The organism is Amycolatopsis sp. NPDC088138, assembly GCF_044741685.1.
Lineage (GTDB): Bacteria > Actinomycetota > Actinomycetes > Mycobacteriales > Pseudonocardiaceae > Amycolatopsis.
Genome location: NZ_JBIUTB010000006.1, coordinates 110,850 through 132,612 on the forward strand (window position 1 = coordinate 110,850; position 21,763 = coordinate 132,612).

At 66.7% G+C, this 21,763-nt stretch carries 43 protein-coding genes; all 43 read left to right on the top strand.

From position 1 onward, the window contains the following. Window positions 1-140 precede the first annotated feature (140 nt). The 43 genes from ACIOD2_RS32125 to ACIOD2_RS32335 all read left to right on the top strand — a co-directional run bounded on the left by ACIOD2_RS32125 (window position 141) and on the right by ACIOD2_RS32335 (window position 21,384). On the top strand, window positions 141-353 hold the full coding sequence (locus ACIOD2_RS32125) for a hypothetical protein (protein ID WP_400546482.1): 213 nt from the start codon (window positions 141-143) through the stop codon (window positions 351-353). A 69-nt stretch (window positions 354-422) separates the two neighbouring features. Continuing rightward, window positions 423-737 carry a hypothetical protein gene (locus tag ACIOD2_RS32130; protein ID WP_400546485.1) on the top strand — a complete coding sequence of 105 codons (315 nt, stop codon included), beginning with the start codon at window positions 423-425 and terminating at the stop codon, window positions 735-737. Continuing rightward, window positions 734-940: a hypothetical protein gene (locus ACIOD2_RS32135; RefSeq protein ID WP_400546488.1), complete on the top strand. Its 207-nt coding sequence runs from the start codon at window positions 734-736 to the stop codon at window positions 938-940. The genes ACIOD2_RS32130 and ACIOD2_RS32135 overlap by 4 nt, the downstream gene beginning before the upstream one ends. A 140-nt stretch (window positions 941-1,080) precedes the next feature. Beyond that, the gene (locus tag ACIOD2_RS32140) at window positions 1,081-1,410 is read left to right on the top strand and encodes a hypothetical protein (RefSeq protein ID WP_400546491.1); all 330 of its coding nucleotides are present in this window, start codon (window positions 1,081-1,083) and stop codon (window positions 1,408-1,410) included. 364 nt (window positions 1,411-1,774) lie between these two features. Then, on the top strand, window positions 1,775-1,999 hold the full coding sequence (locus ACIOD2_RS32145; protein WP_400546494.1) for a hypothetical protein: 225 nt from the start codon (window positions 1,775-1,777) through the stop codon (window positions 1,997-1,999). A gap of 91 nt (window positions 2,000-2,090) precedes the next feature. Next, entirely contained in the window at window positions 2,091-2,405 is a 315-nt protein-coding gene (locus ACIOD2_RS32150; protein WP_400546497.1) for a hypothetical protein, read from the top strand. A 79-nt stretch (window positions 2,406-2,484) separates the two neighbouring features. After that, window positions 2,485-2,685 (top strand): plasmid mobilization protein, encoded by a 201-nt coding sequence (locus ACIOD2_RS32155; protein WP_400546500.1) that lies wholly within the window; start codon window positions 2,485-2,487, stop codon window positions 2,683-2,685. Beyond that, window positions 2,682-2,906, top strand: a complete 225-nt coding sequence (locus ACIOD2_RS32160) for a hypothetical protein (protein WP_400546503.1) — start codon at window positions 2,682-2,684, stop codon at window positions 2,904-2,906. The genes ACIOD2_RS32155 and ACIOD2_RS32160 overlap by 4 nt, the downstream gene beginning before the upstream one ends. Further along, a complete protein-coding gene (locus tag ACIOD2_RS32165; RefSeq protein WP_400546506.1) occupies window positions 2,903-3,280 on the top strand; it encodes a response regulator transcription factor in 378 nt (125 codons plus the stop codon). The genes ACIOD2_RS32160 and ACIOD2_RS32165 overlap by 4 nt, the downstream gene beginning before the upstream one ends. Continuing rightward, window positions 3,277-3,828: a hypothetical protein gene (locus tag ACIOD2_RS32170; RefSeq protein ID WP_400546509.1), complete on the top strand. Its 552-nt coding sequence runs from the start codon at window positions 3,277-3,279 to the stop codon at window positions 3,826-3,828. Before ACIOD2_RS32165 ends, ACIOD2_RS32170 begins: the two co-directional genes overlap by 4 nt. Beyond that, window positions 3,825-4,499 carry a hypothetical protein gene (locus ACIOD2_RS32175; RefSeq protein ID WP_400546512.1) on the top strand — a complete coding sequence of 225 codons (675 nt, stop codon included), beginning with the start codon at window positions 3,825-3,827 and terminating at the stop codon, window positions 4,497-4,499. The genes ACIOD2_RS32170 and ACIOD2_RS32175 overlap by 4 nt, the downstream gene beginning before the upstream one ends. Further along, window positions 4,496-4,939, top strand: a complete 444-nt coding sequence (locus ACIOD2_RS32180) for a hypothetical protein (RefSeq protein ID WP_400546515.1) — start codon at window positions 4,496-4,498, stop codon at window positions 4,937-4,939. The genes ACIOD2_RS32175 and ACIOD2_RS32180 overlap by 4 nt, the downstream gene beginning before the upstream one ends. Further along, complete coding sequence (locus ACIOD2_RS32185; protein WP_400546518.1) at window positions 4,926-5,204, top strand: hypothetical protein; 279 nt, start codon at window positions 4,926-4,928, stop codon at window positions 5,202-5,204. The genes ACIOD2_RS32180 and ACIOD2_RS32185 overlap by 14 nt, the downstream gene beginning before the upstream one ends. A gap of 157 nt (window positions 5,205-5,361) precedes the next feature. Then, window positions 5,362-5,691, top strand: a complete 330-nt coding sequence (locus tag ACIOD2_RS32190) for a hypothetical protein (RefSeq protein WP_400546521.1) — start codon at window positions 5,362-5,364, stop codon at window positions 5,689-5,691. Continuing rightward, window positions 5,688-5,969: a hypothetical protein gene (locus tag ACIOD2_RS32195; RefSeq protein WP_400546524.1), complete on the top strand. Its 282-nt coding sequence runs from the start codon at window positions 5,688-5,690 to the stop codon at window positions 5,967-5,969. The genes ACIOD2_RS32190 and ACIOD2_RS32195 overlap by 4 nt, the downstream gene beginning before the upstream one ends. Continuing rightward, entirely contained in the window at window positions 5,966-6,334 is a 369-nt protein-coding gene (locus ACIOD2_RS32200; RefSeq protein WP_400546527.1) for a hypothetical protein, read from the top strand. The genes ACIOD2_RS32195 and ACIOD2_RS32200 overlap by 4 nt, the downstream gene beginning before the upstream one ends. Beyond that, entirely contained in the window at window positions 6,331-7,086 is a 756-nt protein-coding gene (locus ACIOD2_RS32205) for a DNA methylase (RefSeq protein WP_400546530.1), read from the top strand. Before ACIOD2_RS32200 ends, ACIOD2_RS32205 begins: the two co-directional genes overlap by 4 nt. A gap of 76 nt (window positions 7,087-7,162) precedes the next feature. Beyond that, the gene (locus ACIOD2_RS32210) at window positions 7,163-7,594 is read left to right on the top strand and encodes a hypothetical protein (RefSeq protein WP_400546533.1); all 432 of its coding nucleotides are present in this window, start codon (window positions 7,163-7,165) and stop codon (window positions 7,592-7,594) included. Continuing rightward, complete coding sequence (locus ACIOD2_RS32215) at window positions 7,594-7,800, top strand: hypothetical protein (RefSeq protein WP_400546536.1); 207 nt, start codon at window positions 7,594-7,596, stop codon at window positions 7,798-7,800. The genes ACIOD2_RS32210 and ACIOD2_RS32215 overlap by 1 nt, the downstream gene beginning before the upstream one ends. A 45-nt stretch (window positions 7,801-7,845) precedes the next feature. Next, window positions 7,846-8,472, top strand: coding sequence for a helix-turn-helix domain-containing protein (locus tag ACIOD2_RS32220; RefSeq protein ID WP_400546539.1), 627 nt, complete (start codon window positions 7,846-7,848; stop codon window positions 8,470-8,472). Then, window positions 8,472-9,173, top strand: coding sequence for a hypothetical protein (locus ACIOD2_RS32225; RefSeq protein WP_400546542.1), 702 nt, complete (start codon window positions 8,472-8,474; stop codon window positions 9,171-9,173). The genes ACIOD2_RS32220 and ACIOD2_RS32225 overlap by 1 nt, the downstream gene beginning before the upstream one ends. A gap of 211 nt (window positions 9,174-9,384) precedes the next feature. Beyond that, window positions 9,385-9,723, top strand: a complete 339-nt coding sequence (locus ACIOD2_RS32230) for a hypothetical protein (protein ID WP_400546545.1) — start codon at window positions 9,385-9,387, stop codon at window positions 9,721-9,723. Further along, window positions 9,720-10,484, top strand: coding sequence for a hypothetical protein (locus tag ACIOD2_RS32235; RefSeq protein WP_400546548.1), 765 nt, complete (start codon window positions 9,720-9,722; stop codon window positions 10,482-10,484). Before ACIOD2_RS32230 ends, ACIOD2_RS32235 begins: the two co-directional genes overlap by 4 nt. Beyond that, complete coding sequence (locus tag ACIOD2_RS32240; protein WP_400546551.1) at window positions 10,481-10,828, top strand: hypothetical protein; 348 nt, start codon at window positions 10,481-10,483, stop codon at window positions 10,826-10,828. The genes ACIOD2_RS32235 and ACIOD2_RS32240 overlap by 4 nt, the downstream gene beginning before the upstream one ends. Next, window positions 10,825-11,352 (top strand): hypothetical protein, encoded by a 528-nt coding sequence (locus ACIOD2_RS32245; RefSeq protein ID WP_400546554.1) that lies wholly within the window; start codon window positions 10,825-10,827, stop codon window positions 11,350-11,352. The genes ACIOD2_RS32240 and ACIOD2_RS32245 overlap by 4 nt, the downstream gene beginning before the upstream one ends. After that, a complete protein-coding gene (locus ACIOD2_RS32250) occupies window positions 11,349-11,753 on the top strand; it encodes a hypothetical protein (RefSeq protein WP_400546557.1) in 405 nt (134 codons plus the stop codon). The genes ACIOD2_RS32245 and ACIOD2_RS32250 overlap by 4 nt, the downstream gene beginning before the upstream one ends. Before the next feature lie 28 nt (window positions 11,754-11,781). Continuing rightward, window positions 11,782-13,086 carry a hypothetical protein gene (locus ACIOD2_RS32255; RefSeq protein ID WP_400546560.1) on the top strand — a complete coding sequence of 435 codons (1,305 nt, stop codon included), beginning with the start codon at window positions 11,782-11,784 and terminating at the stop codon, window positions 13,084-13,086. After that, window positions 13,083-13,238 (top strand): DUF6222 family protein, encoded by a 156-nt coding sequence (locus tag ACIOD2_RS32260; protein ID WP_400546563.1) that lies wholly within the window; start codon window positions 13,083-13,085, stop codon window positions 13,236-13,238. The genes ACIOD2_RS32255 and ACIOD2_RS32260 overlap by 4 nt, the downstream gene beginning before the upstream one ends. After that, window positions 13,235-13,561, top strand: coding sequence for a hypothetical protein (locus tag ACIOD2_RS32265; RefSeq protein ID WP_400546566.1), 327 nt, complete (start codon window positions 13,235-13,237; stop codon window positions 13,559-13,561). Before ACIOD2_RS32260 ends, ACIOD2_RS32265 begins: the two co-directional genes overlap by 4 nt. Then, entirely contained in the window at window positions 13,558-13,728 is a 171-nt protein-coding gene (locus ACIOD2_RS32270) for a hypothetical protein (RefSeq protein WP_400546569.1), read from the top strand. The genes ACIOD2_RS32265 and ACIOD2_RS32270 overlap by 4 nt, the downstream gene beginning before the upstream one ends. A gap of 205 nt (window positions 13,729-13,933) precedes the next feature. After that, window positions 13,934-14,473, top strand: a complete 540-nt coding sequence (locus tag ACIOD2_RS32275; protein ID WP_400546572.1) for a hypothetical protein — start codon at window positions 13,934-13,936, stop codon at window positions 14,471-14,473. Next, the gene (locus tag ACIOD2_RS32280; protein ID WP_400546575.1) at window positions 14,470-15,240 is read left to right on the top strand and encodes a hypothetical protein; all 771 of its coding nucleotides are present in this window, start codon (window positions 14,470-14,472) and stop codon (window positions 15,238-15,240) included. The genes ACIOD2_RS32275 and ACIOD2_RS32280 overlap by 4 nt, the downstream gene beginning before the upstream one ends. 84 nt (window positions 15,241-15,324) lie before the next feature. After that, window positions 15,325-15,678: a helix-turn-helix domain-containing protein gene (locus ACIOD2_RS32285; RefSeq protein ID WP_400546578.1), complete on the top strand. Its 354-nt coding sequence runs from the start codon at window positions 15,325-15,327 to the stop codon at window positions 15,676-15,678. Between the two features lie 280 nt (window positions 15,679-15,958). Beyond that, complete coding sequence (locus ACIOD2_RS32290) at window positions 15,959-16,303, top strand: hypothetical protein (protein ID WP_400546581.1); 345 nt, start codon at window positions 15,959-15,961, stop codon at window positions 16,301-16,303. A 488-nt stretch (window positions 16,304-16,791) separates the two neighbouring features. Further along, on the top strand, window positions 16,792-17,013 hold the full coding sequence (locus ACIOD2_RS32295; RefSeq protein ID WP_400546584.1) for a hypothetical protein: 222 nt from the start codon (window positions 16,792-16,794) through the stop codon (window positions 17,011-17,013). Further along, window positions 17,006-17,509 carry a DUF6221 family protein gene (locus ACIOD2_RS32300; protein WP_400546587.1) on the top strand — a complete coding sequence of 168 codons (504 nt, stop codon included), beginning with the start codon at window positions 17,006-17,008 and terminating at the stop codon, window positions 17,507-17,509. Before ACIOD2_RS32295 ends, ACIOD2_RS32300 begins: the two co-directional genes overlap by 8 nt. A gap of 209 nt (window positions 17,510-17,718) precedes the next feature. Further along, complete coding sequence (locus tag ACIOD2_RS32305; protein ID WP_400546590.1) at window positions 17,719-18,246, top strand: hypothetical protein; 528 nt, start codon at window positions 17,719-17,721, stop codon at window positions 18,244-18,246. Between the two features lie 448 nt (window positions 18,247-18,694). Then, window positions 18,695-18,892 (top strand): IDEAL domain-containing protein, encoded by a 198-nt coding sequence (locus ACIOD2_RS32310; RefSeq protein ID WP_400546593.1) that lies wholly within the window; start codon window positions 18,695-18,697, stop codon window positions 18,890-18,892. Window positions 18,893-19,015: 123 nt separating this feature from the next. Beyond that, window positions 19,016-19,339 carry a hypothetical protein gene (locus tag ACIOD2_RS32315; RefSeq protein WP_400546596.1) on the top strand — a complete coding sequence of 108 codons (324 nt, stop codon included), beginning with the start codon at window positions 19,016-19,018 and terminating at the stop codon, window positions 19,337-19,339. Further along, window positions 19,336-19,563, top strand: a complete 228-nt coding sequence (locus ACIOD2_RS32320; protein ID WP_400546599.1) for a hypothetical protein — start codon at window positions 19,336-19,338, stop codon at window positions 19,561-19,563. Before ACIOD2_RS32315 ends, ACIOD2_RS32320 begins: the two co-directional genes overlap by 4 nt. Before the next feature lie 327 nt (window positions 19,564-19,890). Further along, complete coding sequence (locus ACIOD2_RS32325; protein ID WP_400546602.1) at window positions 19,891-20,331, top strand: hypothetical protein; 441 nt, start codon at window positions 19,891-19,893, stop codon at window positions 20,329-20,331. A gap of 75 nt (window positions 20,332-20,406) precedes the next feature. Beyond that, entirely contained in the window at window positions 20,407-20,559 is a 153-nt protein-coding gene (locus ACIOD2_RS32330; protein WP_400546605.1) for a hypothetical protein, read from the top strand. A gap of 375 nt (window positions 20,560-20,934) precedes the next feature. Further along, on the top strand, window positions 20,935-21,384 hold the full coding sequence (locus tag ACIOD2_RS32335) for an AAA family ATPase (RefSeq protein ID WP_400546608.1): 450 nt from the start codon (window positions 20,935-20,937) through the stop codon (window positions 21,382-21,384). Window positions 21,385-21,763: the final 379 nt, after the last annotated feature.

Here is a 21,763-nt window from a genome sequence, read left to right on the forward strand (position 1 = left end):
TGAAATCCACTGAGACTGGAGATTCGCATGGACCGCCGTAGTAGTCGTCAGGAGAACCGGTACTGGGCTGGGGGAGTCGTCGCGGTCGTGTGCTTCTTCGCTCTGCTGTACCTCGCGGCTCAGCTGTACAGGAGCCTCTGATGGTCCCAGACGAACCGACAGTCAAGGACGCAGCAGAGACGCTTCGGCTGTGGCTGCCCACGCTCCACAAGGCCAATGAGTCCGAGTACGACCACGGCTACCGCTCCGCCTACGAGCGGATCGCGGACTGGCTGGAGCACGAGTTCCCGGCCACCTGGGCCGCTGGCAACGCGCCGCAGCAGCAGCGCTTGAACCCGCCCGCCGGTCCCTGATCTTTCCATCCACATGAGAGCGGCCCCCGCTGCACACGGGGGCCGCCTGACCAAGAGGAGAACGCCCTCATGGACGAACAGATCGTACCGAAGAGCCTCGCCGCCCGCGTCCGCGCCGGTGTCGAGTTTCTGGACGAGAAGACGCCTGGCTGGTCGGACTGCGTCCAGGTAATCGACCTGGACATGAGGTCCACGTGCCGGTGCGTGCTCGGCCAGGTCTACGGGAACTTCGACCGAGCCGACTTGTACTTCTTCGGTGCCGACGAGCACTCGGCGATCGCCCTCGGCTTCGATGCCAACTACAACGCCGGACGTGCCGAGTATCCGACCTTGCAGCGTCTGTGGTCGTTCGTGATCCGTCAGCGTCAGGTGGTGTCCCAGTGACCGCCCAGGAAGATCCGCGCGGCGCTGAGCACATTGTGCGCCGCGCCGAACACATCGCCCGCCTCGCCGAGTACGGCAGCAACTACGCGCTCGGCTACCTCAACGCGCTGGTGCAGAGCTACCTCGACGGAGAGACCGACAAGGCGTTCCTGCGTAAGGCGCACGCCGAACTGATGGCCGACATGAAGGCGGCGGAGCAGTGACCGCGCCGGCCCGTCACCGCTTGGCTGAGGTTGAGCCGTACGTGGGGAAGCACCGCGCCCCGGACTGGGACGACACGGACTTCATCCCGTCTCCGGTGCCGCGTCTTCAGGGGTGCGCCCCGGCGTGGCCGGAGGGTGACGTGGACGCGGAGGCGCCGACGGTGGAGTTCCGTCCGGTCTCGCGGTGGTCGCGGTTCAAGGCGCGGATGTCGTGGCAGCGTCAGGTTGCGGGGGGCATGTCCGGTCTGGTGCTGCTGGCCACCCCTGCTCGGGTGGGTGAACCAGTGAGCGAGGAGCTGCAAAACGGAGAACGCGTCAGCGCTCACCGCTTGGACCGCATGGGAACGGTTGTCGTCGGAGAGCTGATGCCCTACGACGACAACCAAGGCGAGCGCGTCCGTGACGACAACGGCGCGGTCTGGTGTGTCGTCGCAGACTCGGTCCGCGTGTGCTCAGGCGGTGTGTCGTGAGTGCCCGCCAGACCTTCACCTTCCCGCCCGTGCACCCCGAGTACGTCCGCCCCGAGATCGAAACATCCGCGTCGATGCGCGCCGAGTACGCCGCAGCGATGCCGCACCTGGACCCATGCCTGGAGTGCAGCCAGGAAGGCCACGTCGTGTCGTGGCGGATACACCCCCGTCCGGGTCCGTTTCCGCCGGCGGGGATTCGTACGGAGTTGGTGTCGTGCTGTACGTGCTGTGCCTGGTCGTGCGGAGACGGGTCGTTTGTGGCTCGTTTGGAGCGGGAGAAGTTCGACGATCACGACGTGCAGATTGAGCAGTTGGTTGGTGGCCGGTGGGTCACGTTCGGGAAGCGATTCGAGGGAGCGGCGTAATGGCTCAGTTGCCGAGTGAACAGTTCCTGATGCAGCAGATCGGTCCGGATGTGGTGCTGTTCGACCGCTACACGGAAGACGAGATCGTCCGCTACCCGGTCGCGGATCAGGATGCCACGGCGAAGGCGCAGCACAAGATCGCGACGTCCTCGCTGGGCGAGGAAGACCGGTGCTTTGCCCACTTCTGGGCTGGCTACTTCTGGGCTCACGGGGGCGTGGCATGAGCAAGTGGAGCAAGGCCAAGGACAAGGTCGACCAGATCATCAAGGAAGAGATCACCGACAAGCGCAAGTCCGGGAAGGACGGCAAGAACTGATGACCGACACCAAGGCGGAGACGGCGGCTGCATTCGGTGCGCCGAGCGTCGGCCAGCAGTTCCACGAGATGTACTCGTTCTGGGTCGTCGTGGTGGCCGTCGAAGATTCGAAGATCACTGTCCTCGAAGGCGGGATGCACCCGACCGACCTGCCGGAGCACGGCAAGCTCCGCACGTTCACCAGCCCTGACCGGTTCCGGGCTGCGTACCAGTACACGACGAACGCGGGCTACTGGGTCAGGTACGGCGGTACGCGCGACGTGAGCGGCTGGGAGATCCCGTGGCCGAAGAAGGAAACGACGGTGCTGTGGTGAAGCGCTTCCAGGGATGGGTTCTGTTTCAGGGTGTTCGGGTGTTCACGGTGGGGTCCGCCCTGTACGGAAGGTACACACGATGAGCGGCTCCGAGAAGCGCAAGAAGGACCAGCTGATCTGCATCCGCTGCACCGTCTGGGAGAAGCAGCTGATCGAGAAGGTCGCCGCGATCTCGCGTGTCAGCGTCGCCGAGTTCGTTCGGGGCGCCGCACTGAAGCGAGCGCAGGACGTTGTCGACGCGGTCGCGGATCGCGCAGCCAACGGCGGTGACGCGGCATGAGTGACCTCTCCGAAGAGCGGCTCCGCGACGACCTCGCCAGCGCCTGCAACGACATCTCCGAAGCCCGCGCCGAGTACTACGGACGTGGCCGTGCGCACCTCGGGTCGGACTACGTCAAGGGCGTCGCGATGGGCTACACCCTCGCCCTCAACATCATCTGGCTGCGGACCCGAAACCAGTTCGGCGAGTCCGCCGCCATCGCTCTCGGAGGCACGTCGTGACCGCCCGCAGCATCGTCCTCTCAGCCGACACCCTCACCATCCCCCGCGTCGGAACTATCCTCGCCGGGTACGGCATCCAACTCGGACCAGTCCTTGAACAGACAGGTGCACTGCGGTGCTTCGCCATCGACGGCGAACCCCGCCTGCCGATCCCCATCGGAGGGCTTTCAGATCGGGACCGCGCGATCCTTCGAGGCTTCGCTGACGGACTCGGCTACCGCGAGGTAGCGGAACTGATCGACCTTGCCGAGAACTCGACAAAGACGTACTGCACACGGCATCTGTTCCGCCGGCTCGGCGCACGCGATCGGGCGTCCGCGGTAGCGATGGCGTACCGCATGGGCGTTCTGGACCAGTGGGAGGTGGCAGCATGAGCGACGACAACCTGCTCCGCCTCGCCACCCTCGCCGTGGTCTCTGGCGCCACCAAAGAGCTGTACGACGACGCCCGCAAGAACACCGCCCTCGAAGCCGGTGCCCGCGTCTCCGTTCGGTCCCCGCTCGACGGGGAGAAGATCGGGACAGTGTCCATGTCGGACCCCGACCCGAAGCCCCGCATCTCCGACGAACGCGCCTTCGCCGACTGGGCAGAGAAAACCTACCCCGACGACGTCGAATGGGACTTCGCGATCCTCGGCTCTCACGAGCAGGTCGCCGCGGTCCTCTACGAGCACGCCCCTGAACTGGTGAAGCGGATCGCGAAGGTCTCCCCGCATTTCCGGGCGCGGGTCCTGGAGGACTCCACGGACGCGGGGATGCCGGTCGGTCCGGGCGGGGAGGCGGATGTGCCGGGGGTGTCGATGTCGTCTGGTGTGCCGTCGCTGCGGGTGGTCCCGGCGAAGGGCGCGCTGCCGGTGGTGATCGAGTTGATGCGGGAGCGGATGCCGCTGGAGCTGCTCGCCGGCGGGGATGATGCCGCGTGAACGACGAGACGCTCGTGAAGCTCCGCGCACCGTTCACCGGGGACCAGGTCGGGCACTTGCCGAAGGTGGTGTGCAAGCCCTGCTCGGACCGGTCCTGTGCCGAGCACAAGCGGAAGACGTGCGGTGTCTGCAAGGCCTACCTCGGCAAGCACATCCACATCGACTACGTGGGCCACGCACACGTCACTGAACGTCTCCTGTTGGTCGACCCGACGTGGAACTGGGAGCCGCTCGCCCTCGATGGGCAAGGCCTGCCTGCGCGGGATGAGAACGGCGGGATGTGGATCCGGCTGGAGATCGGCGGGGTCCAGCGTCTGGGCTACGGCCATGCGGGGGCGAAGCGCGGCGGCGACGCCATCAAGGAAGTCATCGGTGACGCCATCCGCAACGCTGCGATGCGGTTCGGGGTGGCACTGGACCTGTGGAAGAAGGAACCCGCCGGGCCCGCCGCGGAGGCTGCGGACGCGCCGGTGCTGACCCCGGACCAGCGTGCGATCGAGATGCGGAACGTGATCATGGCGGAGGCGAAGCGCCCTCCGCGTCGGTGGGGGATTGCGGCGATCGACGGGGACTTCCACACGTGGTCGCGTGGGGAGAAGGAGTTCCGGACCGCTGACGTGGAGACGCTGGAGCAGTACCGGGCGTACCTCAAGGCCGGAGCGCAGTCGTGAACCCGCATCAGTGGCGGCAGAAGAGCAAGACGGTGGTGGAGTGCGCTACGTGCGAGCGGACCATCACTGAACGGCAGTGCCGCGACACCACGTTCGCCCGCGCTGACGGGGCCTGCGAGGTCCGCGTGGAGGGCTGGTGTCAGGACCGGGCACGGGAGTGGCAGCACCGCCTTCCCTCCGGGCGTGGCGGCCTGTACGTCCCGTCCAACGGGCTCGCGGTGTGCGGGCATGGGAATGCGGACGGGTGTCACGGGTTCATCCACCGGAACCCGAACGTGGCGGTGGAGAACGGCTGGACCATCCCGACCGGACTGGACCCGGCTGAGACTCCGGCGCTGGTGTGGATGTGGGGCAGCTACCAGGCCCGCGCAGTGCTCGACGATGACGGGGCCTTTCACCTCGCGGAGCGGTCGGAGGTGATCCCCGATGACGCAGCCTGAACCCATTCCGCTGCACGTGGTCCGCTGGCGCTGCACCTTCTGCCCCCGGAGCCGGTCCAGCAAGACGGCCACGGTCAAGCACATCGGACGGTGCTGGCTCAACCCAGCTGTGCGTGGCTGCAAGACGTGCGTGCACTACTCGCTGCCGTCCGGCTGCCCCGGCGGCTACGACTGCAACTGCCCGCCGGAGACCGAGGACTGCGCCGCCGGGCTCGACCTCACCGAGGGGCTGCGGACCAGCTGCCCGAAGTGGGAGGCGGCTTGATGGCGATCTCTCACGCCGACTGGGTTCGGTGGGGTGATGTGGCTGAGTCCGTCAAGGACTGGGCCTACACCGCACTCGCGATCATCGGCTTGTTGGTGGTCCTCGCCCCGCTCTGTGTCATCACCCTCCTCCTACTCCTCTCCAAGATCGGAAACCTATGACCACCACATGCACCGCGCAGACCGGATGGGTAGCCATCGCTGGCCAGGTCGTCGGCACGCCTGCGGACTGGAAGATGAGCTACTCCTGGGACGGTGAACTCTGCGGTACCCGCGCGGCCGCAATCGCTCACGGCATGAACTGGGTGGGCAGCGACGACTTCAACGTCGCCCACGTCGAGCACGGCGTTCTCACTTGGTTCGGCTGGATGGACGAGGTTCACCCCCAACAGGACTGGGCTGAGCCCGCCGCGGCCTTCGACTGGGCCGTCCCAGCTTCGTGTGCCCTTGCGGCTGCCCAGGCGGCACAGGCGGAGGTGTCTCAGTGACTTCCCGAACCGAAGAAGACGACCGCGTGGCCGACCTGACACGCCTGTCGGAGGCCATGGCCAGCGCCCTGGAGAAGGCCGCCTCGCGGATTCGCATGGAGGCCAAGAGCTTCGTGAAGGACGGCCTGCGAAGCGGAGCTGTTGGGGTCGCAGCTGACGTCATCCAGGAGTTCGTCAACGCCCCTCGGTCGGCCTCGGTCTACCTCTGGGACCTCGCAACGGAGGCGGCCAAGCTCGACGCTCACCGCCGCGACCTGAAGGCGGAGGTGTCGGCGTGACTTCCCGAAGCGCTGTCGAGAAAGCCATCGACACCCACTACACCCCCGGACTCCACGCCTGGGGCCGCGCCACCCAAGGCCACATCGGCGCCGTCATCCAAAACGCATTGGGTGCCGTCGAATACTGGTGCACCCCCAACAACGGCGACCACGGCGAACTCATCATCCACGCCCCCCAACCCGTCACCGGATGGGCCGACAACCCCATCTTCCACTGCCCCATCGCCGGCGGCTTGTGCTTCGAAGGCCACTCCGCCACCGCCTACACCGAACTCGTGTTCCCGCTGCTGCTGGCCGGCGACGGCAGGGGTGTGCTGCGGCTGCTCCGCGACACCCACGATCACTATTTCCGGGTGGCGTCATGAGGGACGTCATCGTCGACGGGTACGCCTGCGCCGGCGGGGCCGCCCGCGGCTACTGGGACGCCGGCTACGACGTCATCGGAGTCGAGCTCCACCCTCGAGACAACTACCCGTACCCCTGCTACCGCGGCGACGCCCTCGAGACCATCCCCTGGCTCGTCACGAAGCTCACTCGTGGAGGGCGCCGTGTCGCCGCGGTGCACACGTCCCCGCCGTGCCAGGACGCCATCGCGATCACCGCCGGCAACCGCTGCCGGGACGGCTGGGAAGACAACCACGTCGACCTCATTCCCGACACCCGGGAGATGCTCGCTCGAGTCCGCGCCGAACACGGTGTCCCGACAATCATCGAGAACGGCGTGTCGAAGCGGCTTCGCAAGGACCTGATGCTGTGCGGTCTGATGTTCCGACTGCCTACGTTCCGGCACCGCTACTTCGAGCTCGACGGCTTCACCGTCTCTCCGCCTCGAGCGCACGAAGGACTGCACAAGGGGCACCGGACCATCGGGTGGCGTCACGGCCATATCGCCACGCCTGAGCCAAGCGCCTGCCCAGGGTGTGGGGAGTGGCACCGCGGGACCGTCTACGGCGTCTACGGCGACGGCGGAGGCAAGCCCTCCATCCTCGAGTCCCAGCTGGCGTTGGGGCTGCACCACACCGACGACCGGCTCGAACTCAACGAGGCGATCCCACCGGCCTACACGCGCCACATCGGGCTGAGCCTCAGGGATCTCGAGCAGAGGGCCGCAGCGTGACGCCGGCTGCGGCCCGGGACCGCCGAGACCAGTCCCAGGCGTATCCCGTCATCACCTACCCGGAAGGACAGAACAGATGAGCGAAGCAGCAGTGAAGATCTGGCCGGACTCGGCGTTCCCCGAGCAGATCATCGCCGACACGACCGTGCGGGCCGGCCTCCGCACCGTCCAGCTCGGCGAGGAAGGCGAGACCTGGGTGTTCCTAGGTCATGCCTACCGCCGCGACGTGCTCGCCGCGATCGAGACGATCAACCGCGAGGACAAGATCGGCCTCGGGGTGGACGAACTGCCCGTCGCCGACCAGCTGCGGTACACCTACGCGCGAGTGTTCACCGCCTGCCCTGACCACGGAGAAAGCCGTGACGACGAGTGCGGCTACTGCGACCAGTTCCACAGCCTGGAGCCGATCAGCTCTTGGCTCGAATGGTCCGGCGGCGGGACGGACGGCAAGGCGAACCGCGGCAAGCCGGGCTACTTCCCAGTCGTCCTGTGGGATGTCGAGGGCTGATGACCGGCCCCGAGCACTTCGAAGAGGCGGAGCGGCTGCTCCAGTCCTGTCAGGCGCCGGGCCACCGGCAGCCGGGTGAGGCTGAGGAGTACCCCGCGCTGGAAGACGGCGTCAACTCGATCGGCAATGCGCTCGCTGCGGCTCAGGTACACGCCACGTTGGCGGTCGCCCACGCGATCGCGTGGGCGCTGGTGGCCAAGTCCTGATCTTTCCTGTTCCTACTTCTCTACCCCGACAAGGGAGGTGCCCCGATGCCCGACACGCATCGCGAACGGCTCGACAACATCGCCGCCTGCCCCACTCTCCAAGGCGACGCCGGCCGCCGCTCCTATCAGGGCAACCTCGACGCCCTCAGCATCGCCGTCGACGTCCGCGAACTCGACCCCCACGAAGTGTGGGGCCGCATCAACCGCTGGGGCCACAACGACCCCCAACGCCTGCTGGCCGCGCTCATCTCGCTCGCCGCGATGGTCGACCCCGACGAACAGCAACTCCACCAAGGGCCCGCGTGGTGCGAGCCGATCGGCGGTGTTGCCGCGTTGCACCCGGACCACGGGAAGCTCAGTCACAACCAGCAGCGCAGCCTCGAGGCACACAAGCACGACGACGCGATCATCAAACTCGCCGAGTTCGGGAACCTCACTGACCGAGAGATCGCGATGCGGCTGGGGATCTCCACCCACCGGGTGTTCCAGACCCGCATCGCTCACGGCCTACGCCGCAACGTTGTCGACGCCCAGTCCCGGATCGAACGTGACCAGAAGATCGCTGAACTCGAGGCTCAGGGAGCCGACGACGAGGCGATCGCGCGGACGCTGGGGTGCTCGGTCCGGACTGTGGAGCGGTCCCGCCGGCGCGCACAAGAGGGAGCTGCCTGATGGTGATCCGGTTCCAGGTCGACCCTGACTTCTACGACCACCCCAAGACCACGGGGATGTCCGACGCCGCGTTCTCCCTATGGGTGCGGGCTGGTTCGTTCTCCGCGGCGAAGCTGCAAGACGGCTTCATCTCCGAGGACGTACTCGTTCACACCTTGCGGTCGAGCGTTGAGGTGGCGGAAGAACTCGTGGTTCGCGGGCTGTGGAGGCGGAGAAGGGGCGGCTTTCAGTTCCACCAGTACGCCGATCGGAACCTCACAAAGGAACGTGTGGAGTCCGACCGTGCGACGGATCGGGATCGGAAGCGAAAGACCCGCGGATCGGTGAAACCGCAGGAAGAGACACTGTTTGTCCGTCCGGAATCCGAGCGGAATCCAGACGGAAACCAGGCGGAGTCCGAGGGGATTCCGGAGCGTTCTGTGTCTGTGTCTTTGTCTGTGTCGGAGTCTGTGTCGGAGTCGGGACGACCGGTCGACCGATGCACACGCCACACCAACGATCCGTCCCCGCCTCCGTGCCGAGGCTGCGCCTCCGCCCGCGAAGCCCAAGAGAAGTGGGACCACGAGACGAGCACTCGCCGTCAAAACGCGATCCGCGTCTGCCGCCTCTGTGACGCGGATGGCCGACGGTGGGATCCGGCCGGCAAGCACCGCGGCACCGTCGGTCCCTGCAATCACCGGCCTTTGGTGGCGGTGTCATGACTGATTGGGTGCGGAGGCTTCACCTGGAGGACGCGGAGTGGCGGATGGAACGGGACCTCGCTGAGACGGTCCGCTGCCGGGAGCCGCGGTGTGAGGCGGGGGTGGGGGTGACGTGCCGGAACTTGTCTTCCGGTGAAGTTTTGGAGAAGCAGCCGGCGCATGCGCGTCGGATTCGGGATGCGCGAGACGCAGCTGACGCAGGGAGAGAGCAATGACCAACGAACAGACCACGCGCCGAGACGACTCGCTGTACCACGAGATGCGGGCCGCGATCTGCCAGTCGATGGCGCACTACGCGCCCGGCATTCCGGTCGACGAGACCACGGCGATCGACCGCGCCGCCGAGGTGGCCGCTAGCGAGGTCGAGAAGCTGAAGCGGCACCTGCTGCAGCTGCGGGCCTACTCGCTCGGGTTCGTCTTCACGGACGACGAGGCGAAGGCGAAGGCCATGCCGACCAGTCAGCGGTTCGCGGCGATCGGGGGCCTCCTGTCCCGACTTGCCACGACTGGCGTGCTGAACGACGCCGAGCTGCGGGAGGTGTCGGAGTGATCGACGAACAGGCGGGGCAGTCAACACCCGCACCGAACCCGCGCGTGTTCCTCGGATGGACCGTGCCCGAGCACGTGAACTTCGAGCCCGTCGACTCGGGAGTCCAGGAGTTCGCCTGCGGCCGGGACAAGCGATGGATCGAGATCTACGGCGAGTCGGAACGGGCGCGGGAGTCGTTGGGGGTGTGGCTTCAGCGGCACTCGCACGGGGCCTCTTTGTCTCTCTCAGGGGGGAACATCACCCCAGTGGGATCAGAGGGTCAAGACGACAGTTCAACGGCTCAGGGAGCCTCTGAGGGCTGGGAGCTGAGCGACCCGAAGGTCGAGCTGACGAAGGCGATCGCGGAGACCGCGGCGATCCCGCAGTGGCGGGCCGCGCTGGCTGCGACGTTCCTGCTCGACGAGGAGGGCTGGCGGTCGCCGCTGCCCGCGCACGACCCGAAGAAGCCGCTGAACACCGATCCTGGGGCTGTCACCCGATTGACGGTCAACATCGGCCCCCGCACCGCTGAGGCCCTGAACGCGGTCATCGCCGAGCGCAGCGTGACGTTGACGGAGGCGCTGCGAGTGCTCGTCGCAACGGGCTACGCCGCCGCTCAGCGCTCCTCTCCGCTGCCCGACAGCGAGACCGAATGGCGGTGTGTCCGGTGCGGCGCGGACCGGTGGGTCGGCTGGCGCGCGGGACCCGAGCACGAAGGCTTCCCACGCCGCGCGCAGTGCGTCCCGTGCGGACACGTGCAGGACCTGGGGGTGACCTCGTGACCGAGGACAACCGCATCCCCGAAATCCGCGCCGTGCTCGACGAGTTGCCCGGCATCGAGCCGCACGAGCAGGACGCGACGTGGCGGATCGCCGACAGTCGATCGAAGGCTCTCCAGCGCATCCGGGCGATCCTCGACAGTGCCCCGCCCGCTCCCCGGGTGTTCTTCCCGGGCGACACCGTGCCCGCCGGAGTGGAAGGCCGTGCGCGGGACGGCGACATTTACCGCTGGCGTGACGACCGAGTCTTGCCGCCGTACTTCAGTCCACTCGTAGAAGTGCCGCAGATGACGGACCAGGAATGGCAGCACGCCGTTGACAGTTCCGGAAGAACGGAGTCAGCGTGACCGAGATCATCGCACCTGATCGGATGACCGAGCGCGACGTCCTAGATCTGCTCAACCTCCGCTACGGGAAGCTCGCCGGAAACGGTGCCCGCTACGTGGGTGCGGAGCACGTCCGCTCCGCCGCCGGGTTTGACGCGCTCCGCACCGCCGACTACATCGCAATGGACCTCTGGCCTTCCAAAGGGCTGGCGCTTCACGGCCACGAGGTCAAGGTGTCGCGGTCGGACTGGCTGGCTGAGCTGAAGCAGCCGGAGAAATCCGCCGAGTTCACCCCGTACATGACGTTTTGGTGGCTGGTCGTCAGCGACCGATCCGTCGTCCGCGACGGTGAGCTGCCCGATGGTTGGGGACTGTTGGAGCCGGGCTATCCGGACCTCCGGATCGTCAAGCCCGCGCGGAAGAACCCTGCACCGGAGCCGCTGCCGAGGACGATGCTCGCCGCGCTGCTTCGCGCGACCGCGAGAACCGCCCGGGCCTCTGAGGGGCGCGCCATCCCCGAACCCACCGAAGGGCAGAACCCGTGAGCGAGATCCACTTGAGCCCAGCCGAAGAACGCGCAGTGCGCGTGGCCCTGACCGACCTGCCGAAGGTGTGCCGCTTCCACGGAGCCGACCTCGAACGCTCCGGTATGCGCAACGGCCAGCCGCGCTGTGAGTCCTGCAAGGTCCCGTGGCGCGCGAGGCAGGCCTGGGCCGCGTTCACCACCGCCGCCGACCGTCGAGACCGGGCCGACAACTGGCGTCGCGCCGAACTCGACGCGCTGGAGGCCGAGCACGGCAGCGTGGTGCATGCCTGCCCGCCCGGCGACGAGTCAGACACGCCGTGCTGCCGCCGCCTCATACTGGAGCTGCCGCGCTTCCACCGCTTGACCGAGGACGCCTCGCTGGTGACCTGCAAGGGCCGCGAGGTGTCCGATGGCGAGTGAGCCGGCAGAGCCAACCACCCGACAGGCCTTGATCGAGAAGACGGCGAGCGTGCTCTATGACGTGACCGGGCTGCGTGGTGCTGCCTGGGCCACCGTCTCCGATGTGGTCGACGAACACGCGCTGGCCCGTGCACTGGCTGAGGCGGGTTTGCTCGCCGACCCCGAGCAGCACACCGAACTGGAGAGGGCCCGCGCGCAGCGCAACGAAGCGATGGAGACGGCTGGGCAGCTCCGAGACGAGGTCCACCAGCACCAGGTCGCGGCTGCGAACCTCTACGGCCGCGTCTTCGTCGCCTTGGGACTGTCCATCACGACCCCGTGGGCTGGCCTCGCTGATGCTGCCGCGAAGGTCCGTGCCGAGCGGGATGAGGCGGTCGTGGCGTTCCACAACCTCCGCTCCCGAGTCCGAGAGCTGAAGTCCGAGCGGGACGAGGCGGTCGCCTTGTGCGCGAACCTCCAGACCGCGCTCCTGGGCCGACTCGCTGACCTGACCGATGCGGCTGGGAAGGAACGCTCGACGGAGTGGCTGCGCACCTGCGCGACCCTGCCAGTCGAGGAGTGGCCGCCGGCCCCGGCGTACAAGGGCCCGATGGTGCCCGCCACTGAGCGGGATGAGCGGCAGGCCCGCATCGAGGCGGCGCTCGCCGAGTGCAACCGCGAGTACCCGCTCGGGCGTGTCCCGATCGCCGAACTGCCGTCGCCTGCGCAGATCTGCGACCGCATCCGTGCCGCCCTGGCGGGTGACCAGCCGCCCGCCGAGGAGCCGAAGCGATCCGAGGCCACGCAGATGGTCACCGATTTCCATCGCGCGTTCAGTGTCGCGATCGCCGAGCGGCCCTCGGTGCCGCTGAAGCTGCTCCGGGCCGCCCTGATCGGCGAAGAAGCGCAGGAGGCGTCGACGTCCCTTGTGGACGGCAGCAGCCTGGAGGCGATCGCGAAGGAGCTCGCCGACCTGGTCTACGTCGCCCACGGCACCGCCGTGTCGCTCGGGATCGACCTCGACGAAGCACTCCGCCGGGTGCACGCCTCGAACATGTCCAAGCGGAACCCGGATGGCACCGTCTCGACGAGGTCAGACGGGAAGATCCTCAAGCCGGCCACCTATCGCGCACCCGACCTGTCCGGTGTTGCTCTTCGTGATGTCGAGGAAGCCCCCAAGGGCCCGAAGCACTCGCATGGCCGCGACTGCTGCTGGGAATGCTTCCACGGGCCTGACTCGCACCCGAAGGAGCCGAACGACGCCGCTTGCGAGTACGAGAACTGTCCGCCTGCGCAGGCCTTGATCGAGGAAGCCGACGACGCCTCCGAACCCACCTCCGAGGAGGACCAGTGACCACCCCTGAACCAGCCCACATCCATGTCCTTCCCCGGTTGGGTCGTGGCGTCTGCTGGGCCGACATCACCGCAGAGATCGCCGAAGACGAAGCGAAACGCGTGGACATCCCCAACCCCTGGACCCCGACCGACCCGAAGGAGGCAGCGTGAAGCACCGGATCCTCGGCGAGAACCGAGACTGGCGGCCTGGAGATGGTCTCAACTGCGGTCATGCCGCGAAGGCCCCCGCTGAACTGCCCTGCGGGCGCCCGGTTAAGGCAAACGTCCGCGAGCAGTCCAGCCGCCCCGGCGGTCCGAAACGCACGGTGGTGACGCCGCTGTGCCAGAACCACGCCATGGAAGGCATCACCCCCTCTGCCCTGCTGATCAAGGCTCGCCGTGAGGCGTTCGAGGAGCTAGCCGCAGCGCACTGGGACGAGTTCCAGAAGTACCTGAAGGCCGCGATCGAGCGTCTCGCCGAGGAGTCGACATGAGGCGCCATACGCGACGGCAGCGCCTGGGGATGGCCCTCTTCGCCGCCGGGTTCCTCGCCACCCAGGTCTACTTCGTGGTCGTCAGCGGCTGGGTTACGACCGTGCTGTCCCTCGCTGTCGTAACGGCCCTCGTCGGCGGCTACCACCTGATGGGAGGCAAGTCGTGACCATCGACAACGAGCATGAGCGAGGCAGAGCCTCCACCCGCCAACGAACCAGCACCACCCCGGAACGCCGGCGGGCTGCCCTCTACGTCGCCTCCCGAGCCAACGGCGTTGAGGACGCTAGGGAGCTCCTTCTCGCTTTGGGCCTGTTGGAGCCTGGGTTCACGTGGGCTTCCCGGCCTCACGGACCCCGACGAAAGGTGGAGGGATGACGTGCATCGTCGGCGTTCAGACGCCCACTGGAGTGGTCATCGGCGGTGACAGCGGCGGCCTCTCCGGGTACGTGCTGATGCACCGCGCGGACCCGAAGGTCTTCATCAACGGCGACTACCTGATCGGGTTCACGTCGTCGTTCCGGATGGGGCAGCTGCTGCGGTTCGCGGACTTGCCGAAGGTCCTCGACCGGACAGGTGAGGACCTGGACCGGTTCATGACGACGGAGTTCGTCGACGCCGTCCGGAAGGTCCTCAAGGACGGCGGGTTCGCGAAGAAGGAGTCCGAGCAGGAGGCGGGCGGGGTGTTCCTGATCGGCGTGTCGGGGCGCCTGTTCCGGCTGGAGTCGGACTACCAGATCGGTTGGACTACCGACGGGTATGACGCGTGCGGGTCCGGCCAGGAGGTCGCGTTCGGCGTGCTCCACGCGACCCGGCGCCTCAACCCGGCGCGGCGGGTGCGTCGGGCGCTAGAGGCGGCCGAGCACCACAACGCGGGTGTCCACGCCCCGTTCACCATCCTGGAGGCCAAGTGAGCACCTGCACTACCCCTGGGCATGAGGACCGTCACCGACCGGAGCACCAGTTCATCTGCGGCGGATGCGTCAACACCCTGAAATCCGACCTCGACGACGCCACGACCTTGTGGGACGAGCTGACGATCACCCTCACCCGGCAGGACGTCATCGGCGGGGACGGTGGCCGCCGGTCCGCGGAGACGAGTCTCGCGTTCAAGGCGAACGCTTCGGAGGCGATGTGGGTGTTGGCGTCGTCGTTCGGGAACGTCGCGGGGGACCTCGCCGATGTGCTTGGGATGCAGTTCCCGCTTCACCCCGTCCGGTGGCTGGGAGCCAACCTCGACAAGCTCGCGGGGACGGCGGAGGCAGGCCGGCTGGTGGACGAGATCCGGTCGGCGGTGAGGTTGGCGTGGGCGACGATCGACCGTCCTCCGGAGTTGCTGTTCGCTGGGCCGTGTCGTGTTGAGGGGTGTGAGGCGACGATGAAGGCGAAGCCGGGTGATGTGCTTGTGGAGTGCCCGGAGTGTGGTGCTGGGTATGAGGTGGCGGAGCGGCGGCAGTGGATGATTGATGCGGCTGCGGTGCGGCGGGTGACGAAGCGGCAGGCCCTGTCGTGGGTCAGCCTGTTGATGGATCGGTCGATTCCGGATGGGACGTGGCGGCAGTGGAGGTCTCGGGGGAGGCTTCGTGTGCATGCGTTGTCGGCGGAGGGGTCGGAGTTGTTCCGGTTTGGTGATGTGAGGGATTTGGCGATCAACTGGATGTCCCGAAAGAAGGCGGCGTGAGCGCGCCGCGTTGAGTTCCGACTGTTTCGGAAGTCGTTGTGAGACAATGAACTGAGCAATCCGATCAGAACATCTGGAGTGACGATGGCCGCATTCGAGCGGAAGAACCCAGCGGGTGAGGTCGAAGTGATCGTCCGCGAGAACCTGATCAAGTTGCGCAAGGCGGCTGGGTGGACGCTGGCTGAACTCGCTGACCGTTCTGGTCTCCCGGTCGTGTCGGTCAGTCGGATCGAGGCCGGAAATCGCCGGATCACGGTAGACGATCTGGTTGTCATGGCCAGCCTGTTCGAGATCGATCCGGCGAACCTCCTTGTCCCGCTCAAGATCGAGCACAAGATCCATGTCGAAGTGGACAGGACATTCCTGTCCGCGGCGGAGTCGATAGACCGCATGGTCACGAAACTTGACCGGCTGGACTCAAGCGGCAAGGGGGCATGATGGCCACCTTGGCAATGACGCTGTACCTCATGGAATGCGATGGGTGTCAGAAGACACTGGGACTACCGAATGGCTACTCCAGCGCGACGGAAGCCCGCCTCGCCGCCTACACCGATGGTTGGCGGTACCCGCCGCAGCCAACGAAGTCGGGAAGACCGGGGAGAAGGACCTTCGACGTGTGCCCGTCGTGCATCTCAACGTGGAAGCCAGAGGAACGCGAGGGAAACCGCACCCGGGCGATCCTCATGTCCGACGTCGAGTCCTTGCGGAAGGCGGCCCGATGACGCTCCCTGATCGGAAAGCTCTCGAAAAGGCGCGCGCGTATCGCATCACCGCCGCTCTGCTCGAAGGGAAGTATGTCGAGTCTGGGGAGCCTGACTACGCCGCCCAGTTGGCCGAAGTGGGTACAGGGTTCGCCGCGTGCACCACCTCAGGGATAGTTGATGACTGGGATTGGCAGCGGGTCATCGCCCTTCCCAATGTGGATGGAACATGGCTGATCGAGACGTACCAGCCGACAGGCGCTGTGCTGGCAGCGGGCTACTACGGTCCACCCTGCTACTGGGGAGAGTCTCTGGCCACTCGTCATGTCCAGGACAATCCGCCCGCATGGTGGCGGGACTAGCGATGCCTCCTGATCGTGACCCGTTCAACCCTGACCTCTCCCGAGCCCTCCTCGCCTCGGAAACACTCCATGTCCAAGCCCAAGACGGCCTGACCCACTACCTGGACAACCGGGCCGGCCGAACGGTGGCCCGCTGCGGCGCTCTCAACGGGACTCGGTTGTCGTTGAGGTGGGAGTTGGTGTCGTGTGCTGCTTGCCGTACCCCGGAGGTGTTGAAGCCGTCTGGGGGTTTGTATCCGGTGGGGTACAGGTTCAGGTCGGGTGGGAGGACGCACACGGTGACCGGGCATCGTGAGGTGGGGTTTGGGCAGGTGGGGCATGAGGTGGATTGTGAGGGTGTGTCGTGTTGGCAGGCGTTCGAGTACATCCGGGACTGCGGACAGGCCGTGCAGTAGGCGGGTTCTGTCGGTGTTGCGTGAGAGAATGGGAAGACCCCCGCGAACGCTGCGAACGTCCCGGGGGCATGGCCGACCAAACAGGAGATCGACATGGCTGATGGTAACGAACAGACCGACAAGGTGTATGTGGTTCTCGCCGACTACGGGCTGAACGGCAGCGGCGTCCTGGGCGTCTACTACGAGCCGCCGACTACGGATCTGCTTCGGCAGCTTGAGTCCACTCCGCCTTCGGGGCTTCCGTACCACGCCCCGAATCGAGTGACCGGGTTCAACGGTCTGGAGGTTGTCGAACAGCTGGTGTCCCGTGGATGACCTGATCACCTTCCTGCGAGCCCGACTCGACGAGCGGGAAGCGCTGGCTAAGGCCACCACCCCGGTTCCCGTCCCTGGCAGGTGGATCGCCACGCGGGACAAGCATGCCGCGGACGATGCGCCGCTCGCGCTCGTGCAAGGGCGAGACGAGCTAGCGACCGACACCATTTTCGAGGGCGACTACGTCTCGGGCAGTGAGGTCATTGTCTTCAGCGCCGAATGGCAGGACGAGGCCGAGGCGAACTTGCGCTTCATCGCCGACAACGACCCGGCGTTCGTGCTGGCCGACGTCGCCGCCAAGCGGCAGCTCGTCGAAGAGCACTCGGGGCGCGAGGTGGCCAGCCTGGACCGGGATACCTGGGGCCGCCCGTTCGTCGTGTGCCGCCGCTGCACCGAGGGCACGGTCCGTCAGGTGGTCGCGCCCTGCCCAACACTGAAGCTGCTAGCCCTGCCCTATGTGGACCACCCCGAGTACCGCGAGGAGTGGCGGCCATGACCCAAGATCCACCGGGTGAGCCGATCATCGGTCAGTCTCCTCGCCGTAAGGTCGGTGACCACTGGTACGTGACCGTCCCCGGCCCCATCCCGATGATCCGAGCCGCAAGATCAATAAAGCGCACCCGCACGCCCTGCGTCGAAACGCCAGAAAGTGGCCCTGACGTGCGATAATAGACCTCGAATCGGAGGTGTCGCGTGGCTACTTTGGTGACCAAGGAGCAGGCATCGGCTGCGGTCGAGCTGTGCTTCGGCGAGCCACTTCCGGACGGGACCTTCAGGCAGTGGAAGAGCCGCGGTCGGATCCATCCAGCGACCCCGGGTGGCAGCCTGTACTTCCTCTCGGACGTGCTGGCGCTGGCGGCAGTGCGAGCCCGGCACAAGCTGGAGGTGGCCTCGAAGCCCAAGCCGCCACCGAAGCCGCGAGCCAGCCCGTCCAGACCGCCCAAGGGCGCGGATAACGCGCACTGGAAGGGCGACGAGGCCGGCTACCACGCGGTCCACTACAGGCTTCGCCGGATGATCGGTCGTCCGAACGAGTGCAGTTGCTGTGGGACGCGCGATGAGGGCTCACGGTACGACTGGGCCTTGAACTGGGAAGGCAATCCGACCGTCCAGGACGGACCCCACGGGCAGTACTCGACCAACCTCGACGACTACGTCCGGATGTGCAGACCCTGCCACCGGCAGATGGATGCCCGACACGCCCGTGACATCGAGTTTGGTCGATGCGGTTGACTTCCAGTCGACGATGGAACACGATTCCGATCAGACTGACTACTCGTGTCGGAACTGGTCAGTTCCCCTAGGGGCGAAACAGGCGCCTAACGTCCACGCCCCGGACGCCACCTCGGGTCGCGCCACCCTCGCGTACACGCTCCCTATTCATCCCGGCGGTCGGTCATATGCAGGACAGGCCGCCCCTCAGTCGTGACGGCGCGCGGTCGTCACTTGCCCGGCCTGGCCCCTGCCCAATGCGGCTGGGTCAGCGCGGTCGGCCGGGCACCAATCTCCCAGCTCTGGAGTGCACTCCACCTGGAAGCGACCCGATAGCGCCGCTGGAAGCTCGGGCTACGTAATGGCAGCGGAACTCAGTGCAGGACGCGTGGGCCTGCTCTAACGGCGTGCAGGCTGGCTTCGGCTAGCCTGCACGCCGCTCCACCCCTCCGCACGATCGGGGTGCGTCATGGACGGACTGACACCACTCGAAGATCTCGAAGCCGAACTCGCCGCCGACGAACGCCAAGTCAACCGCGACCTCTCCATCCGCCGGCTCCGCGCCCGCATCGACCGCGCCTTGGACGTCGGCAACGAGGCCCAGTTCGTTGAGCTGTGTGGGCTGTTGGAGCACTACGTGGGCTCTAGGGCGCCGGATACGCCCTGAGGCTGCCGACAGAGCCGGTAGAGCCCCGCGGTCACAGCCCGTCCACAGGCACGACGCGGCGGGGCACTAGACGATCATCTGAATCGAACACATGCTGCGCATCTGCGGCACCTAGGGGATGACATGGCCAACGGACTGCGCGACTCGATCCGCAAGGTCGAGACTTACGTGCCCATCTCGTCGGCGTTGCTCGCCATGTACACGACCACACCGGACCCTGCCGACGTCGCCCGAAGGCGCGCCGAGCGTGAAGCCAAAGAAGCCCACGAGGACGCCCGGCACGCTGAGCTGCTCGCCGCTGGCGGCCTCGCGCAGGCAGTAGCTGAGCTTCACTCACCTGACGATCGCCGCGAGTGTGGCGGCTGCGACTTCGACGGCTACGAGGCGGAGCGTCCCGAGTGGCCTTGTCGCACGTGGACGCTGCTCGACGAGCAGGCCGACCGGTGAGCGACTACGCCAGCGACTGGCAGCACCCGGCCTACGACGAGGGTGGCATCCTGCCGCTCGGGTACACCCTGGTCCGGAACACGACCAGCGCCATCGAACCGATCATGCTTGACCCGTGCCAGGTGGACACCGTCCTCGACGACAAGGGCCACATCATCGGCTATCGCTACCACCCTCAGCGTGGCGACGAGTGTCCCGACAGCCCGGCCAGCCCGGACGCGTAGGCGCTCGTTGGCGGGCAGCCCAGAAGCCCGTCTTCGACCAGGAAACCCACTGCTGGCTCTGCGGCGGCTACGTCGACACCCGCCTTCACCCGCGTCACCCGCGGGCCCGCAGCGTCGACCACCTCATCCAGCTCCAGCACGGCGGCGACCCGTACTCCCGAGCGAACACCCGCCTCGCCTGCATCGGCTGCAACTCCGCACGCTCCAACCGCCTGCGGAACCTCCCGAAGGAAGCCTGCGCCTGCTCCATGGGCCGCCCGTGTGAACCCCTCATCCCGTCGCAGCCGAGGGGCTACGTCGAACTCGACCCCAGCGAGGTGTGACCCCGTGACCAAGAAGCCGCTCGCACCGATCCCCGACAAGCCAGAGAGCGCGTGGCCCTGCCACTGCTGCTCCTGCCACATGCCCGTCGAAGAGTTCGACCCCAAGTGCCACGTCCACGGAGAAGGCCACGGCCGCCGAGGCTGCATCAAGCACGGCGTGAAACCCCAACGCTGCACCCAAGCATCCTGCGGTTGCGTCACCGACCAGGACGTCGAGAACGCCCGCCACTCGGAGATGGAAGCCCGCGGCCAACGCCACCTCCGGCAGCGGGAACACGACCAGGCCGTCGTCGAGATCAACACCGAAGACGACCCCGAGGAACTCGCCGCGTTCCACGCAGCCAAGCGACAGCTGGCTCTCGAACTCCAGGAGAGCCAGCAGCGGCAGTTCCGGGACGCTGTCGACGCCGCTGTCCAACGAGCCCTGAAGGCCAACGATGTGTGACTGCAACAAGTCAGGCGAGGTACTCGGCGAGAAGGACGAGACGTCTCCGCCGACCAAGAGCGGACCGGTCGACTGATGGACGCCCTGCTGGTTACCTGCCTGCTCTCAGCCTGCATCGTCGCCCTCGGAGCGGCCATGCTCATCGGCCACCCGCTGACCGCCCGCATCCTCACCATCGCAGCCACCATCACCGCCGGCGCCGTCCTCCTCTTCACCCTGCTGGCCTGACCGTGAGCCACGTCCACCCCAGCGGCCGCGTCTGCTACCTCTACGGCTGCACCGAGGGTGAGACGGTCCCGATCGTCTGCCCGTGCTGCGTGGAGGTCATTGGGCAAGCCCCGAAGGGCGGCATGGCTCAGGCATCCGCCACCGCGGACCGGACCGCTGCCCACCTACCGCACTGTCCTGGGCCGACCTGATGGGTGTCCACGAGGCTGGCTCCGACGGCATGCGACGCGAACCGCCAGCCGACACCAGCTGGGTCGAGATGGAGTCCATCGGCACCTCACCGTGGACAGTCCTCGGGTTCGCTGCTGCCGCGCTGGTTCTGGTGGCTGCCATCGTGGGCCTGGGTGTCGTAGCCGTACTGGTAGCCAGCTAGCCATGCACGTCGTGGTACTGGCTGGCCCACCCTGCTCGGGAAAGACCACCCTCGCCCACCACCTAGCCCAACCCGACGACGTGGTCCTCGACTACGACCACGTGGCACGCAGCATGGGCTCACCTGTCCAGTGGCTACACCCCGAGCCCTACCGCACAGGCGCAGAGCAAGAGCTCCAAGCCCAGCTAGCCAGAGCCCACGCTCACCCCTCAGACGCCACCTGCTGGCTCCTCCGAACAGCACCACACCCCACCACCCGCATGGCTCTAGCCCAGGCATGGCAGGCCCAGGTGTACGTCCTCAGCCCAGGTGAGCGGGAGTGCAGACGCAGAGCCAAGGCGGATGGCCGGCCACCAGGTACAGGCCAACGGATCGGTGAGTGGTACCACCGGTATAGGTGGTGGATGGGTGACCTTGATGCATCGGTGCTGGTCAGAGGCATGATCGACTGAGGTTCAAGATCGATCTGAAAGTGGATCACCTAAGATCCAAATGATCTACGTTGGTTGATCACCAACCAGATGTTGGAGATCAACAACGGAGGGTGAAGATGATCTTTTAAGATCGACTTAGGTGACCCGCTCCCACGGCTCCGCTCTTTTCTACATCGGACGGCGATTTAAGCCCCTGACCTGCGGATACGCCGACACCAAGATCACCGTGTGATCATCATGTCGCGAATAACCGCAGGTAGGTCGCGAAAAACGCCGCACCGAGAAAGGCGCCCGGCACTTAACCAGGGGGTGGCTTGGCGTGAAAAAGGTCTGCGAAACCCCTGGTTGCGGCGAGGTCATCCCACCCCAGCAGGGGTCGGCCCGTCCCCGGAAGTAT